This window comes from Syntrophobacter fumaroxidans MPOB, from assembly GCF_000014965.1.
GTDB lineage: Bacteria > Desulfobacterota > Syntrophobacteria > Syntrophobacterales > Syntrophobacteraceae > Syntrophobacter > Syntrophobacter fumaroxidans.
The window spans coordinates 4,660,961-4,674,518 of record NC_008554.1 but is presented as its reverse complement, the minus strand read 5'-3'; the positions used below and the strand labels follow the sequence as shown (position 1 = coordinate 4,674,518).

Genomic DNA, 13,558 nt, shown 5'->3' with positions numbered 1-13,558 from the left:
CCTCCATTACATGCCGACATTGGCGGGTTGGGATTGATAGCTCATGGCGTTGACCGCCGTCACTGTTCCGGTCGCGCCGTCGATTTCGAACACGGTCCAGACCGTGCCCGGGGCGTTGGGAACGGTGAAGGTCTGCTCACGGCCATCGCTCATGAACACTTTCACCGATGCTCCGGACTGCGCCAGGCCGGTGCTCGGATTGGCGTTGCGGTTGGTGTAGTCGTGGACCGCGTAACGGTAGACGCCGGGGATGAGCCGATGGATGGTGATGGTCTCCGGCCCGTAGGAACTGGTGTCGTCCACGTCCAATTCCGCCGCCTCGTTTTCGATGGTGTGGGAATAGAACACATGGAAGCGACTGCCCGATGGCGTCGGTCCGGTGAGATGGGAATCGAGATCCCGGGGGTTGAGGCCCCACTGCAAAACGATGCGAGCGACCTGGCCGTCGAGCTCGGGCGAGAGAACGATCTGGATGTCGCCGGAGGTGTTGGGGTCGGCGTTCACCCAGCCGTGCCAGGCGATGTATCCCGGCGCGGTGACCTCCACGTAATAGAACCCCTCGGGTACGGACAGCTCGAACCCGCCATAGGCGTTGGCGAAGGCCTGGTACGCAGCCGGGCCGGTTTCCGAGCGGCGGAATTCGATCAGCGCGTTGCCGACACCGCTGGTGTTGAGGGCGTTGACCACCGTGCCACTGAGGAAAACCGATGCTCCGCTGGCAAAGTCCGGGTGGTCGGCGAACCAGGACGGATCGCGGACCTCCACCAGTACATGGCGGAGGCTGTCCCGGACCGAGGATCGCCAGACCATGAGCACGGCGTTGCCGATGGTCCAGCCGCAGCGAATGACGCCATCCGGCCCGATCTCCGCGACTTCCGGGTTGCTGGAGACAAAGACCGGAGCGTCAACGTCGCCGCGCAGGGAGAGTGGTACCCGTTGCTGGAACTCGCCAGCGGAGAGGCGGATGGAGCGAGGCTGTACCTCCCAGTGGTTATAGGCTGACGCGGTATCCGTCATGAAGGAACCTCCACCGGTGCGGAGACGCCGCCGCCATAGACCTCGACCTGGACGTGACGCAGGCTGAGCCGCTCGGGCGAATCCCAGACCAGGATCATGGCTGCCCCGGGAACGAAGCCGCACTCGACATTGCCGTCCTCATCGACACTGGCCACGTCGGGATTGGACGATTCGAACACCGGCGCTTCTGGTAGACCCCGGATCGAGAGCGGAATGCGCTGGGCGAATGGGGATCGCGAGACCCGGATCAGCTTCGGGAAGACATCCCAGTAGTGCGGTTCCTGCGGCTGTTCGAGATTGTTCATGGCATCCCCCTCAGTTGTCGATGGTGTCGGGACTGCCGGTGACGATGATGGCTCCGCAGGCGGTGATGTCGCCGATGCGGGCGTTGGGCAATCCTTCGGTGATGGTGTCGAAGCTGCCGGTCACGATGGGCGTCACGCCATGCCCAGGGATGGGACAGACGTGCAGATCCCCCATACGGGCCACCGGCATGCCGTTGTCCAGCGTCCGGCTCGCCCCGGTGATGATGACGCCGCCGTGGCTGCTGATGTCGCCGAGTCGCGCCTGGGAGCTCATGGGTTCACCTTCAGCAACAGATGGATCAGAAAGCCGACGAGTCCGCCGATGGTGCTGCCGATGGTCAACACCAGGCCGACGATCTTCCACATGGTCTCGGTTCCCATCTTGGAGCCGACCCGGGCATGCAGCCGGTCGATCTCCTCGGCGTGCCGGTGCAGATCGGAATAGATCGAGCGGACCAGCACCTCGACGTTTTCCTTGTCCGATTTCTTCTCGATTTCGCGCTCGATCTTCTCGAGGCGATCCTGGATTTCCCGGCGGTGGTTTTCGAGGATGCTGCGGAATTCTTCCCGCCAATGATCGAAGGTCCGGGCCAGCAATTCCTCGCTGGCCGAAAGTCCGGAGGGCGTTGTTGTTCTTTCTCCCATGCAATGATTCCTTCAGGTGTTGATCAAGACGGTGTTCGTCGAGCGAATGATGATGTTTCCGGCCACCCCATCCATAAACACGAGGCTGCCGGACTTGTCGGTGGCGCTGATGCTCTCCTGGCCGGGCGCGGCGTTCATGCGCACCACCTGACCGGCCTTGTCGGTGAGGCGGATCTGTTCGGCGGCGGCGGTGGAATCGACGAGGATTTCCTGAGTGCCGTTGAGCCCCCAGATGTGAACCTTCTCCCGGCCCTTGGTGGTGTCGATGAGGATCTTCTGCCAGCGGGAGCGGCCCTTGTCGCACGAGAGGATGTGGACCTTCTCCTTGTCCTGCCAGGCTTCGAGGATTACCTGCTGGCGGCAGAGGTCGGTGAGCTGGATTCGGGCGCGGGAGCCGACGATCTGCGAGGCGATGTCGAGCTGGTCGCCTTTCTCGGCGTCCTTCGTGCCGCGCCGCAGGGCGTTGCCGCTCTGCATTTCCGGCTTCACCTTCCCTTCCATGGTGAGGATCTGACCGGCGCGGTCGATGATCCGTAGCAGCTCGTCGCCGTCGCGGTCATCGGCCAGGATGGTGTGGCCGGTTTCGGTCTTGAGCAGGACCTTCAGGCGCGGACAGTAATACGGCGGATGGCCGTGGTACTTCTTGTGTTCGAGATCGTCGTGCCGGTTGGCCTGATGCTCGACCTTGTCCTCACAGTCATGGCAGAAGGCATTCGCGCAGGTGCGCTTGGATTCCTCGGGTTGTTCGCCGGGATTGCTCTTGGCCAGCCAGACCCCGGTCCAGATCGGATACTGGACGACGCCGCCCTCGAACTCGGCCCAGACCGAGGCCCCTTCCTCGGGGACCAGGAACATGCCGGTGTCGTCGTTGCCTCCGTAGGGGAAACAGGGAGCGGCCCATTCGGACCAGTTCTCCCGCCCGCTGCCGAGCACGGCGGGGATTTCCAGGCGGACCCGGCCGAGGCGTTCGGGGTCGTTGTTGTCACGCACGAAGGCCCGGTACTTGCCGTACCAGCGGTTGCGGTAGCGCTCCTCGGATTGACGGTCGCGGGTTTCAAGCATGCTCCGTCTCCCGCTTTCGACTGGCGTCCCAGGCCAGCCAGCCGCCAAAGCGAACCGCCCAATACATGACCTGGCGTTTCCACAGAGGCACGCCCAGGGCCGCCATCAGTTCGAGAAAGAGGCGGTCGGCCGCAAGCCGCGAAACCTTGCCGGTGTGGTAGAGGTAGTCGTGAACGACGGCCGCCGGGGAATATCGGCCCCACGGCGGCACCACGCGCCAGAACAGGCGCGGCACCGAGGCGAAGTCGGTCTCGAACCCGGCGGGCACTTCGATGATGCGGCCAGTGCCGGTGCGGACACGGAACGGCTGGGTCAGCCTCGCGGTCATTCCATTGGGCAAAATCTCCACCCGAAGCGGTCCGGAGAGACCCAGCGCAGTGCCGGAAAACAGGGGCTTGGCTTCGGCGCTCATGACCGCCACCTCGCCTTGCCCGACTGACGCACGTCGAGATGGACCCAAGAGGCATAGACGCCGATGCCGCCCTCGTGGAAGAGAGGGATCTCCTCGGCGATGACCGCCAGTTCCTCGGGCGAAACGCCAGCGGGACAGCTCACGTCGGCCGCCATGCCCAGCGTGTGGAAACTCTGCTCCGCGCCGCCCACCGCCTTGTTGTGCCTGTTGCAGCGAAAGCCGCTGGTGATGGACAGCGGTTTGCCGATGCGGTCGCGCAGCGTCTGCAAGGCGTCGACCAGGTCGGGATGGACCGCAGCCGAATGGCCGCAGCAGTTCGTGCCTTTGCAGGCGAATTCCGAGCGGTTGAAATTCTTGCTGAGATCACCCATTGCCGCCTCCTTGTGTGACCGCGCCGGAGTCCGCGTCGATGGTCACCATGGCTGGCGGCTCGTTTTGCGGCGTGGGCGGGGCCTCCTTGTCGTTGGGTTTGCCCTGGGACTCGGCGGACTTGTCGCCCGCGCCCTTGCCGAGGGCGTTCTTCTTGAGTTTGAGTTCGCAGAGATAGCCTGCGCCGCTGATGCTGTGGCGCACCGAGTGGCAGTAGTAGATGCCGGAAAACTTCCGGCCCACGCCCTTGATCTCGATGTTCTTCTTGGCGCGTAGCTGGGGAATGCCGATGGTGGCGGCGTCCGCCTCGACCTGGCGCAGCTCGGCCTCGCGGAACTTGCCCTCGGCGCTGTCCTGGGCAGGCTCCTGGCGCGGCTCTTCGTGAAAGCCTTCGGCACGGTCGAAGCTGGGCACGATCTGCCCCGTCTCCTGTTCCTTGAAGCTGCCTTCGCCGGTGTTGCCGTCGACCAGATAGGTCTGCTTGCCCAGGGCGGTCCGCTCGGCCGTGGTGGCGTTGTTGGCCTTGTGCTCGACCACGTCCTTCTTGCGCGGGTCGACGCCGACCGTCTTGGTCTCGACACCCGCGCCCTTAGCTCCCTGGGATTGGGTGCTGGGGCGGAACGAGCGCAACAGGCCCTTGGTGTCGGTGAAATATTCGAGGGTCAGAAGCGGCGTCTGGTCGAGCTCGCGGGGATGGAAATGGAGTTCGTCGTCCTGGATGTAGAAGACATAGCCGCTCACGCCCTCGCCATCGCGGTCACGGGCCTTTTCCGCCAGCTCCTTGAGGAACTGGGCGTCCGAGATGTTGCTCTGGGTGACGCGGAGATGGGTCCCCTTGGTGGCCGTGACCACCGGCGTGAAGCCGTTGGCTGCGGCGACTTGTTCGGCGATTTCCGAATAGAGGATGCCGGGAGCGGGTTTCTGCCAGACCTTCTGGTTTTCCTTGCCCGCCAGTTTGAAGCCCTTGTCGTAGGCCTTGATGCGGATGGTCGGATCACCGTTTTCCGGAAAATCGTAATCGATGTCCTTGATGACCGCCTTCTTGCGCGGGGAGAGGTTTCCCACGTAGCCGAAGCGGGCCACGATCTCGTTGCCTTCCTGGAACAGCGGATCGTCGACGAACTGCAGGTTGCGGTCGGTCACCGACAGCTCGAGAACATCCAGCTCTTCCTCGTTGTCGGTGAAGACGAACGAGGTGATCTCCTGGGTGATGTCCTTCGAGAGGTCTTGCCCCTCGATCTGAATCAGAAATGTCGGTTTGAAGGTATCCAGATCCATGCGTATCTCCGGCGGTTCGCAGTTCCCTGCTTACTTACCGGAAGGCATGGCGAGGTGTCGGAGGTCTCAGTTGAGCAGGCGCATCTGGACGTGTTCGCGGGAGGGAATGCGCAGCGCCAGACCCGGCTCGAGCGCCAACGGGAAAAAGAGGTCGTTGTAGTCGCAGATGATCCACCAGAGCCTGGCGTCACCCAGATAGCGGTGCGCGAGCAGATCCAGGAGGTCGCCCTCGACCACAGTGTGTAGGCGGTCGTCGTGTCTGGGGGTATTGTCGATGCGCTGGCGCATGCCGAGGGAGGTGCCGTCGCTGTCCCGGTAGAGAAGGCAGCGGGCGTATCGGGAATCGCGGCCGATCATGAACGTACCTCCGACCAGTTGATGGAGCGGTCCACGTATTCTTCGAGGACGATGTCCACCTCGGCCCGTTGCGGTAGCAGGTTGTCCCGGTCGAACAGGCCGAAGAAACGCGCCTTCACCTGCCGGACGATGCAGGTCACGCCGGGGTAGAGATCGCCGAAGATGAGCAGCACACGGTGCGGCGCGTTCTTGAGCATGGTTCCGGCGTGTTCCGGATATTGCAGCGAGCGGAGCCAGTCGACCTTCTGCTTCACCGGCCCCTTGAACAGCTCGACCTTGAAGGCGATCCGGCGCGGTTCCCCGGCGACATACTGGTAGCGCGGGTGGCTCATGCCGGGGATCTTGATCGTCGCGTAGTCGGTCGACTTCTCGTCGCTGATGGAGTTGGGGTTGTACTGGAATTCGAGCCGCTCCCCCGTGTCGGCGTCCACCAGATATCCCTTGATGGGCTGTTGATCCCAGGCCATTGCTTACACCTCGGCGATCTCGAGGATCGGCTTGCCCAGTTGTCCGGCCCGGTCGAGTTCCAGCCGCATGCCGCTGGAAATGCCGTTGCCGGTGAACGCCCACACCTCGTCGCAACATTCCATGTAGGCCAGGCCGCAGGCGATGCCCGTCTCCCGCTGCTCGGGAACGCTGTCATCGGTAAAGGTTGGATACAACAGGTGCGGCGCGAACGGCGCGTGACCGTTTCTCATGACCCGTCGGCAAAGCGCCTCGGCTACCTTGACGTTTCGGGCTATGTCACCCGCGAACGGGCTGCAGACAAAGATGCGTTTCATCGGTCCTCTCAAAGTGTTTCGTAATTTCTGATCTTCCGCTCGCGAAGGTCCTTGTAGACTGCCTCGGCCACCTTCCGGCCATCGATGTTGGTGGTCACGCTCAGTTCCACCGGGCGGTCGGCCAGGCCATCGAGGCGCGAGAGCAGCGATTCCAGCAGCTCGCGCAGACCCGGACCGGCGTCCTCTCCGCGCAGGGGTATCGCGGGAGCGGTGCGGGCCGGAGCAATCAACCGTTCGGAAGGCACCGTCTCGGCGAGTCCGGATTGCAGGGGCTTCGCTATCGGAGTCGGAGCGGCCGTTATGGGCCGCTCGATCCCGGCCGGAGCCGGAGAGGCACTTCCGACTTCCATTGCCGGTTCCACCGCGAACGGCTGGATATAGCTCTTACTTACCGGCTCGACGGCCGCCGCAACGGTCTGCACTGTGCCGTTTATCGGTTGCGGAGGCGGCGCGGCCGTGGCCATGACCGGCTGGAGCATCAGCATGGCGCTCAGAGCCTTGGGCACCAGGCGCTCGTCCAGACGCGGCACGAGACTGAGCACGCTTTCGATGATGCGTTGCCCAATCGATTCGGCGGGCGGCGTAGCTCCGAGCGGTTGTTTCTGCTCGGCCACCTGCGGAATCGGGGTCTGGACTCCCAGCATGGCGCGAGCGGAGGAGAGCAAACCGTTGGCGATCCCGGTGCTTCGATCCTTGAGTGCCTGGATGCCCGCGCTCGCGCCGCTGGAAAGCCTTTGCCAGAGGGATTGCCCCTCGGTACCGGCACTGGCAAAGATTCGGCCGACAGCCCCGGGGACGGCAGACAGCGTGGCAACGATCCGGTCGCGGAGATTGACGGCTCCTGTGGCCAGCGCGTCCCAGGCATTGACCTGGGGCGGCGTGAGCGCCAGTTCGGGCGTGTTGCCAAACAGGGATTGTTTGAGACCGCCGAAGATGGCACCGGCCTTGGCCGCGACGGTTTGAGCGCCGGAGGTCAACCCATCCCAGAGTTTTCCGGCCATCCGGAAGGGAGCCGAGGCGGCGTCCATGAGGTTGCCGCCTGCCGTTTTGATCTGCTGCCAGGCTCCCGCAGCGGCCGAGAGAATCCCGCGAGCGGCGAAACCGAACACTTTCGCGGGCAGTGTCTGGGTAAGGCTCATGCCGTCGGCGAGGGTCTTGAGCAGCGCGGAACCGGAGGCGGTCAGGCTGGCGAGTGGTCCCTCGCGGGCATCGGAGAACGGCAGCAGATTGCGCAGCTTGCCGAGGGCGTTCTTGAGCATGGTGAATGGATAGGTCACCGCCGACCAGATCCCTTCTCCCAGGGTGATCAGTAGCTTCTTGCCCGCCTCGAAGAAGGTGGTATCCCCGGCGAAGAAGGAGCGCACGGTGGCAAACATATCCCGCAGGGTGCTGATGATCGGCAGATTCAGAATCGCCTGGCCGATCTGTCCGGCGGCGTCAGCCACCAGGCGGCCGATGGAGGTGAAGATGCCGGAAATGAAATTCCAGACACCGACCACCACATCCCGCGCCCAGCGGAACGGGGTGGCGAGAAAATCGTAGACCGCGCCGCCGATGGCCTTGAGACCGTCCAGCAGGGAAATGTCGCCGGTCAGCACTTGCCAGACCGCATAGACGATCTTCCCGGCGGCCACGAAGGCCTCGCCGATCATGCGCACGGGCAGCAGGAACTTGTAGATGAACTTGGTCGCTCCGACCAGGGACCCGACGATGACCTTGCCGACCCAGACCACGCTGCGCACCACCACCGCCAGGGCTCGAACGATGAGCGACAGGTTCCAGGCCACGATCTTCAGCGCGAATGCCAGCCCCTGCAGAAGCACACCGGCGACGGTGCCGATAACCGTGCCGAAGGTGCGCCAGGACGACCCATCGGTGGCGCTGGCGGCCACGCCAAAGATCTCCACCACTGAAAAGACCGCGCTGGCCAATGTCGCGTAAGCGCTCATCAGGGTGCGGACGGTCGGTTCGAGGATGGCGCGGATGCGGCCAAAGGCATGGGAAAAAGCGCCCCACAATCCAGCCATGGCTTCGCGAACGCGGTAATAGGCCTTGAAGACGGTGACCACGAAGCCCAGCAGTCCGGCGGATTGGAGCTTCTGGGCCAGTTCGGCCGACATCTGCCCGACGCCGCCGCTGAGCGAACCCACCAGCTCCCTGATCCCCCGGAAGACCAGCGAGACCTTGTTCCAGGCCCCGGTGATGATCTTCTGAATGCCGCCGAAGTTGGTTTCCCAGGCGCGTTTGAGCAGATATACCGACAAGATCACGCCCGCGATGATCGCGGTGACGGGCAAAAAATAGGTCGCAACCGCCGAACCCACCCCGGCGAGCGCGGCGCTGATGGCCACGAACCCGGCCTTGATGGCTGGAAGCATGAGTCCCACCATGCCCACGGCTGCGGTGACGGCTCCGGCCACGACCAGAATGGTGCCGAGGGCCATGGATAGTCCAAGGACCACCCGGGTCACGCCCGGCATCGATTTGGCCATGCGTTGCAGGAACAGAATGACGCGGGAGACGCCGTTGATCACCGGCGTGACCACCGGCAACAAGGTGCGACCCAGGATTTCGCTGAGGTTGGCCATCTGCTGGCGCAGGAGCAGGAACCGGGCTCCGATGTCCTGGTTCATGGCGTCGGCCATCTGTTCGGTGACCGCCGTGCCGGTCTTCATGGCTCGGCCCACCGACTGGATATTGCCTTCGAGGCTCTCCATGCCCGCCGACATCTGCAGCAGGAACTTGACCGCCTCGTCGGAGCCGAAGGCCTTCTTCAGCTTCACCTGGGCGGCGGCGTTGGAGAGATCGGGGAACTGGCGCTTGATCTCCTGCAGAATGGGAACCACGCCCTTGAGACGGCCGCTGGTGTCGGTGAAGGACAGGCCAAGCTCGTCACCGGCCTCGGCCGCCTTCATGATGAACGCCTTGTACAGCGTGCCAGCCTCTGAGCCGGGCATGGTGGTCTGGAGCTGACCGAGCACGGCGAGCTGCTCGTTCAGCGGAATATTGCTCGCGGCCGCCACCGCGCCGATGTTCTTGATGGCGTCGGCCATCTGGGTGCCGTTGGTCTTGAACGAGGCCACGGTCTGCGCCATGGCTCCGGAAAAGGCGGTCGCCCATTCCATGTCGTTCATGTCGGCCATGATGGGCTTGAAGATCCCGTAGGCCGTGGTGAAGGTGCCGACCATCTCCTGGGTGGTGGCCTTGGTCGCCTTGGCCGTCATGGCGGCCATGGAGGTGAAGACGCCCACCGCCTCGTCGCTGAGGTTGGACAGGGCCGATTTCACGTCGTAGGTGGCGGTGATGAACGCTGCCTTGTCGGCACCGGACCACTGGTTGGTGAAGGATTCTGCGGCGTCCTCGATGGCCCGGAGGTCCTGCACGCCGAGGGACGCCAGCTCTCCCAGGGCCTTCTGGGTCGCGGCGGTGGAGGCGACCAGGGCGGCGGGTACTGCCATCAGGGCCAGTCCCGCCCCCAGCATCATGGTCCCTTGCTGGATGCGTTCCAGGTTGCGGGTCATCCGCTCGCTGGCATCCGCCACGGTGGAATCGAGGTCCATCATGGAACCACGGATGCGCTGCGCGTTCTGCGAGAACGCATCCTTCATCGATACCACTATGCCCAGTCCGAGATCGCCGTTCATCTATCGCCGTTCCGTTTGCTCACGTTCAAAATCAAGTTGCCGCTCGAGGGCCTCGACGAACTGACGCCGGACCCTGAGCGGCAGCGAGCGGGTTTCCGACCAGCCCCAGTGCAGTCCGCCGTAAGCGAGAAAGAATGCGTCGCTTACAAGCGAACTCCGGGGAACAAAAAAGCCGGTTCGGCCTCCAGGCGGGTACGGATCTTGGTGCCGCAGCCATCGCATTCGGTCTCGACCGAGGTGTCGATTCCCGCGTCGACCCGCGACATCTCCTGCCGCAGCGCGTTGCGGTCGCGCATCGACATTTCCGCCAGGCTCTTCTTGGAGGGAGCCTTGCCGTCGATGTCGAGGATACGGATGAGCATGGCCGAGCTGATGTTGGGCTCGCGCAGGCTGGCCAGGCGCTTTTCCTTGTGGCCGTCGAGATATCCGAAGCGCACGGCTTTCTTCGAGCCGGGCAGCTTGAAGGCGAACTCGCGCTCCTCGCCGTAGGGGGTGACCTTGAGGTCCTCGAGATTGATGGTCACGAAGTTGGTCATGCGGCAGGCGCTGTTCGGGCAGCTCAGCTCCAGCTCCACCTCGTCCCCAAGGGAAATCTGGCGCAGGCGGACCAGAGCGAACAGCCGGTCACCCGAGAGCAGGTTCATCACCTCGGAAAGATCGGGGTCGGTCTTCTCGCCCAGCCGGACGAAACAGTTGCGGAGCACCTGGTTGATCGCCTCTCCGGAACGGATCAGGCGCTGGTTGGTGAGCAGTTCTTCCTCGGCCCCGGTCATTTCCCGAAGCTCGAGTTCAGTGCCGCTTGGCAGTTCAAAGCTGTACATGGTCGATCCTCCGGTTTAGGTCCAGTATTGGAAGCAGATGGTGAGCTTCTCGATGGTGTTCTCGGTGTTGCCGCCTTCGAGCTCGTCGTATTCGAGCGCCTTCACCCAGGCCCCGTGCAGGGTCCAGCGGCGGGTCTCATTGCCGGTGCGGTCGTAGCGGACAACGTCGATGTCGCGCATGTAGTCGGCCGGAAGGCCGCCGGTGACGGCGTTCACGTCCACCTGTTTCTTGATCCATTCGCGGGCCGCCTCGTCGGAGCCGTCCTGCAGGTTGCCTTTCTCGAGGGTGATGTCCTCGAACTTGACCCGTCCCGCCACCTTCTGGTCGAACATCGAACCGGCCGGGGCAAAGGCCACTTCCTCGAATTCGGTTTTGGGCTCCTGTCCCTTGTGGAACAGGGCCACGTCGAAGCCGTTTACCTCGATGGCGAACTGCCAGTTCTGGTAAAGGCTCTTGGGCATATTTCCGCTTCTCATAGCCGTGTTCTCCCGTTAGATGATTTCTTTGAAGTCCGCGCCGGTGCTGGTCAGGATGAAGTTCAGCTCGATGAACTCCGCCGTCTTGGTCGGCTTGACGAACACGCGGGCCACCATTTCGTTGCGGTCGATGACCGCCGGGGTGTTGGTCTCCTCGTCGCACTGGAAGGCGAAGTCGTAGAGGCCACCCTTGTCCTTGATGTCCTGAAGGAAGGGATTGATCAGGCGGCCGAGGGCACGCCAGGTCTGGGGATGGTTCGGTTCGAACACCACGAAGCGGGAGGATTCCGAGATAGCTTCCTCCATGTACATCATCAGGCGGCGGACGTTGATGCGGTCCACGGCCGAGGGCTGGCTCTGCAGCGTTTTCTGGCCCCAGATGTTGATGCCGGTGTCGGGGAACACGGCGATGACGTTGATCCCCTCCGGATAGAGCACATCGCGCTCGCCACGGCTGGTCTTGTAGGCCAGGGAGAGCGTGTTGAAGATGCGGCCACGGTCGATACCGGCGGGCGCGTTCCAGACGTTGGTCTTCTGGTCGCTGCGGGCGATGCAGCCCGCCACCGCGCCGCAGGGCGGCACCAGCTTCTTGCGCGAGTTGACCGGATCGCTGATCTCCAGCCAGGGGTAGTAGAGCGCCGCGTAGGAGGAGTTGAAGGCCGCATGGCTGTACATCCCTTGTCCCTTGCGGAAATCTACCGCTTCGAGCGGCTCCAGGTGCATGGGCGTGTCGGCGATGAACAGCAGATCCTTGCGCCCCTCGGCATAGGCGATTCCGGCGTTGATCACCGGCACCGTCGTGACGCCGGGGACCATCAGCAGGTTCAGTGCGTCGATCTCGTCAAAGCCATAGAGGCCGGTATGCTGCGAGGGATCGCCGATGAAGTCCGCATCGGCCAGATCGGTCAGACCATTGTCGCCGCCGCTGAGCGTGAACACGTCCAATGCTGGACGGTCGCCGGGCGTTCCCGTTGCTGCGGCCAGATCCTGGACCAGGATGAAATCCGAGCGGTCGTTGATCGCCAGCTCCACATGGTTGGGCAGCGTCTCGTCCATGCTCAGATCCTTGAACACCTCGACCACATCGCCTTTGTGCCGGACCACCAGGTTGAAATGGTTGGCCGGATCGAGAGAGCCGTCCTCGATGGAGATGGAGAGCCGGTCGCCCCAGACGCCTTCGTTCACTGCTTCTATTCGCAGGGTGTCGGCGGGCGTGGCCTCCCGGTTCTGGAGGACGACGGATGACTTGAGCGCCGTCAGTGTGTCCCGGTCGGTGGGGTCGGTGAGATGGGCGATGCGGGTGACGTAGAGGACCGATCCGCCGTTGTCGAAAAACGCCCGTGCGGCGTAGGCCAGATAGCTCTCGTTGATATAGGAGCCGAAACGGTTGATGAACTGCTCCCAGCTCGTTACCAGTACGGGCTTGTTGATCGGGCCTTTCTCGGCCACCCCGACCATGGCGGCCGACGAGGTCGAGATCTGCTTCACATAGAAACTGAAGTCCGTTTCCCGGGTGTAAATCCCGGGCGATAGATAGGTCGGCATGATTATTTCCTCCGCTTGCTGGTGGTCTTGGCCTCATCGGTTCCGGCGTCCTCGGTCGCCGTGGGCTTTTCCGGCTCCGGTTCCGCGCCGCCGGTCAGGTCGATGATGCGCACCAGTCCGCGTTTTCCGGCGGTCTTGATCTCGGCGGAGAGGTCCTTGCGGGCGATGCTCTTGCGTTCTCGCGGCCCGAGGTGGAGGGTTCCCTGGCCGGAGAGGTTGAACGTCAGGGGCTGGAACTGCAGGTTTCTGATCTCGATCACGGTTGTTCTCCTTTACGGTTGAATGGTTCGTTGCTCTGTCACGTCGCCGTGAAACTGGAAGGTCCGGTCCCGGATCAGCCGACCGTCGCGCAGGTCGCCGTCGTACACCGGGCAGGATTCGATGCGGATGCGTCCGGAGCTCTGCCGGAGATTGGAGAGGTTCACCCGGGCCAGACCGCCCAGAGGAACCAGTTCGGTGAGGTTCAGGCTGCCCTGGTCGGCGATGGCGATCTCCGGGTAAAGCTGAAGGAACCGCGATACCGACTCGTGAAACCCGAGCAGTTCGGCCTCCCGGTCCACGGTCACCACCAGGTCGAAATCGAGGTGATAGAGCCTGGGAAATCGGCACTCCTCGAAACTCAGCTCCGCGACATTCTTCTCGAACAGGCGGCTCTGGCTGCGGCGGAAGCGGTCTTCCGTCAGCTTCGGTCCCTGGAGGATGACGCTGGGGGTACGCTGGACCTCGAACAGGTCATCCGGGAACACCAGCACGGTGTCCGGGTGGATGGCATGTTTGGCCAGGCGGATCAGGATTTCTGTGACGGTCTGTATCGTGCTCAAGGGACGCCTCCGGTTTCTGCCTG

At 63.4% G+C, this 13,558-nt stretch carries 17 protein-coding genes; all 17 read right to left on the bottom strand.

What is annotated here, in order from left to right; genetic code table 11:
• Window positions 1–6: 6 nt before the first annotated feature.
• The 17 genes from SFUM_RS19790 to SFUM_RS19710 all read right to left on the bottom strand — a co-directional run bounded on the left by SFUM_RS19790 (window position 7) and on the right by SFUM_RS19710 (window position 13,535).
• On the bottom strand, window positions 7–1,017 hold the full coding sequence (locus SFUM_RS19790) for a DUF2135 domain-containing protein (protein WP_011700614.1): 1,011 nt from the start codon (window positions 1,015–1,017) through the stop codon (window positions 7–9).
• Entirely contained in the window at window positions 1,014–1,322 is a 309-nt protein-coding gene (locus tag SFUM_RS19785; RefSeq protein ID WP_011700613.1) for a hypothetical protein, read from the bottom strand. Before SFUM_RS19785 ends, SFUM_RS19790 begins: the two co-directional genes overlap by 4 nt.
• 10 nt (window positions 1,323–1,332) lie before the next feature.
• Window positions 1,333–1,596, bottom strand: a complete 264-nt coding sequence (locus SFUM_RS19780) for a PAAR domain-containing protein (protein ID WP_011366988.1) — start codon at window positions 1,594–1,596, stop codon at window positions 1,333–1,335.
• A complete protein-coding gene (locus SFUM_RS19775) occupies window positions 1,593–1,967 on the bottom strand; it encodes a hypothetical protein (protein ID WP_011700612.1) in 375 nt (124 codons plus the stop codon). The genes SFUM_RS19780 and SFUM_RS19775 overlap by 4 nt, the downstream gene beginning before the upstream one ends.
• Before the next feature lie 12 nt (window positions 1,968–1,979).
• Window positions 1,980–3,029 carry a phage baseplate assembly protein V gene (locus SFUM_RS19770; protein WP_011700611.1) on the bottom strand — a complete coding sequence of 350 codons (1,050 nt, stop codon included), beginning with the start codon at window positions 3,027–3,029 and terminating at the stop codon, window positions 1,980–1,982.
• Window positions 3,022–3,441: a DUF1353 domain-containing protein gene (locus SFUM_RS19765; protein WP_011700610.1), complete on the bottom strand. Its 420-nt coding sequence runs from the start codon at window positions 3,439–3,441 to the stop codon at window positions 3,022–3,024. The genes SFUM_RS19770 and SFUM_RS19765 overlap by 8 nt, the downstream gene beginning before the upstream one ends.
• Window positions 3,438–3,812 carry a YcbK family protein gene (locus SFUM_RS19760; protein WP_011700609.1) on the bottom strand — a complete coding sequence of 125 codons (375 nt, stop codon included), beginning with the start codon at window positions 3,810–3,812 and terminating at the stop codon, window positions 3,438–3,440. Before SFUM_RS19760 ends, SFUM_RS19765 begins: the two co-directional genes overlap by 4 nt.
• Window positions 3,805–5,088 (bottom strand): phage late control D family protein, encoded by a 1,284-nt coding sequence (locus SFUM_RS19755; protein ID WP_011700608.1) that lies wholly within the window; start codon window positions 5,086–5,088, stop codon window positions 3,805–3,807. The genes SFUM_RS19760 and SFUM_RS19755 overlap by 8 nt, the downstream gene beginning before the upstream one ends.
• Window positions 5,089–5,154: 66 nt before the next feature.
• Window positions 5,155–5,445 (bottom strand): LysM peptidoglycan-binding domain-containing protein, encoded by a 291-nt coding sequence (locus tag SFUM_RS19750; protein WP_011700607.1) that lies wholly within the window; start codon window positions 5,443–5,445, stop codon window positions 5,155–5,157.
• Complete coding sequence (locus SFUM_RS19745; protein ID WP_011366981.1) at window positions 5,442–5,912, bottom strand: CIS tube protein; 471 nt, start codon at window positions 5,910–5,912, stop codon at window positions 5,442–5,444. Before SFUM_RS19745 ends, SFUM_RS19750 begins: the two co-directional genes overlap by 4 nt.
• 3 nt (window positions 5,913–5,915) lie before the next feature.
• Entirely contained in the window at window positions 5,916–6,227 is a 312-nt protein-coding gene (locus SFUM_RS19740; protein ID WP_011700606.1) for a DUF7768 domain-containing protein, read from the bottom strand.
• Window positions 6,228–6,235: 8 nt separating this feature from the next.
• Entirely contained in the window at window positions 6,236–9,871 is a 3,636-nt protein-coding gene (locus SFUM_RS19735; RefSeq protein WP_011700605.1) for a phage tail tape measure protein, read from the bottom strand.
• Between the two features lie 143 nt (window positions 9,872–10,014).
• A complete protein-coding gene (locus SFUM_RS19730; protein ID WP_011700604.1) occupies window positions 10,015–10,692 on the bottom strand; it encodes a T4 family baseplate hub assembly chaperone in 678 nt (225 codons plus the stop codon).
• 15 nt (window positions 10,693–10,707) lie between these two features.
• Window positions 10,708–11,169 (bottom strand): phage tail protein, encoded by a 462-nt coding sequence (locus SFUM_RS19725; RefSeq protein ID WP_011366977.1) that lies wholly within the window; start codon window positions 11,167–11,169, stop codon window positions 10,708–10,710.
• 15 nt (window positions 11,170–11,184) lie between these two features.
• Entirely contained in the window at window positions 11,185–12,714 is a 1,530-nt protein-coding gene (locus tag SFUM_RS19720; RefSeq protein WP_011700603.1) for a phage tail sheath C-terminal domain-containing protein, read from the bottom strand.
• 2 nt (window positions 12,715–12,716) lie between these two features.
• Entirely contained in the window at window positions 12,717–12,974 is a 258-nt protein-coding gene (locus SFUM_RS19715; protein WP_011700602.1) for a hypothetical protein, read from the bottom strand.
• Between the two features lie 12 nt (window positions 12,975–12,986).
• Window positions 12,987–13,535 (bottom strand): hypothetical protein, encoded by a 549-nt coding sequence (locus SFUM_RS19710; RefSeq protein ID WP_011700601.1) that lies wholly within the window; start codon window positions 13,533–13,535, stop codon window positions 12,987–12,989.
• Between the last annotated feature and the right edge of the window lie 23 nt (window positions 13,536–13,558).

Excerpts from the sequence above, each read along its gene's own strand:
- SFUM_RS19790 (WP_011700614.1), bottom strand. The coding sequence starts at position 1,017 with ATGACGGATACCGCGTCAGCCTATAACCACTGGGAGGTACAGCCTCGC.
- SFUM_RS19785 (WP_011700613.1), bottom strand. The coding sequence starts at position 1,322 with ATGAACAATCTCGAACAGCCGCAGGAACCGCACTACTGGGATGTCTTC.
- SFUM_RS19780 (WP_011366988.1), bottom strand. The coding sequence starts at position 1,596 with ATGAGCTCCCAGGCGCGACTCGGCGACATCAGCAGCCACGGCGGCGTC.
- SFUM_RS19775 (WP_011700612.1), bottom strand. The coding sequence starts at position 1,967 with ATGGGAGAAAGAACAACAACGCCCTCCGGACTTTCGGCCAGCGAGGAA.
- SFUM_RS19770 (WP_011700611.1), bottom strand. The coding sequence starts at position 3,029 with ATGCTTGAAACCCGCGACCGTCAATCCGAGGAGCGCTACCGCAACCGC.
- SFUM_RS19765 (WP_011700610.1), bottom strand. The coding sequence starts at position 3,441 with ATGAGCGCCGAAGCCAAGCCCCTGTTTTCCGGCACTGCGCTGGGTCTC.
- SFUM_RS19760 (WP_011700609.1), bottom strand. The coding sequence starts at position 3,812 with ATGGGTGATCTCAGCAAGAATTTCAACCGCTCGGAATTCGCCTGCAAA.
- SFUM_RS19755 (WP_011700608.1), bottom strand. The coding sequence starts at position 5,088 with ATGGATCTGGATACCTTCAAACCGACATTTCTGATTCAGATCGAGGGG.
- SFUM_RS19750 (WP_011700607.1), bottom strand. The coding sequence starts at position 5,445 with ATGATCGGCCGCGATTCCCGATACGCCCGCTGCCTTCTCTACCGGGAC.
- SFUM_RS19745 (WP_011366981.1), bottom strand. The coding sequence starts at position 5,912 with ATGGCCTGGGATCAACAGCCCATCAAGGGATATCTGGTGGACGCCGAC.
- SFUM_RS19740 (WP_011700606.1), bottom strand. The coding sequence starts at position 6,227 with ATGAAACGCATCTTTGTCTGCAGCCCGTTCGCGGGTGACATAGCCCGA.
- SFUM_RS19735 (WP_011700605.1), bottom strand. The coding sequence starts at position 9,871 with ATGAACGGCGATCTCGGACTGGGCATAGTGGTATCGATGAAGGATGCG.
- SFUM_RS19730 (WP_011700604.1), bottom strand. The coding sequence starts at position 10,692 with ATGTACAGCTTTGAACTGCCAAGCGGCACTGAACTCGAGCTTCGGGAA.
- SFUM_RS19725 (WP_011366977.1), bottom strand. The coding sequence starts at position 11,169 with ATGAGAAGCGGAAATATGCCCAAGAGCCTTTACCAGAACTGGCAGTTC.
- SFUM_RS19720 (WP_011700603.1), bottom strand. The coding sequence starts at position 12,714 with ATGCCGACCTATCTATCGCCCGGGATTTACACCCGGGAAACGGACTTC.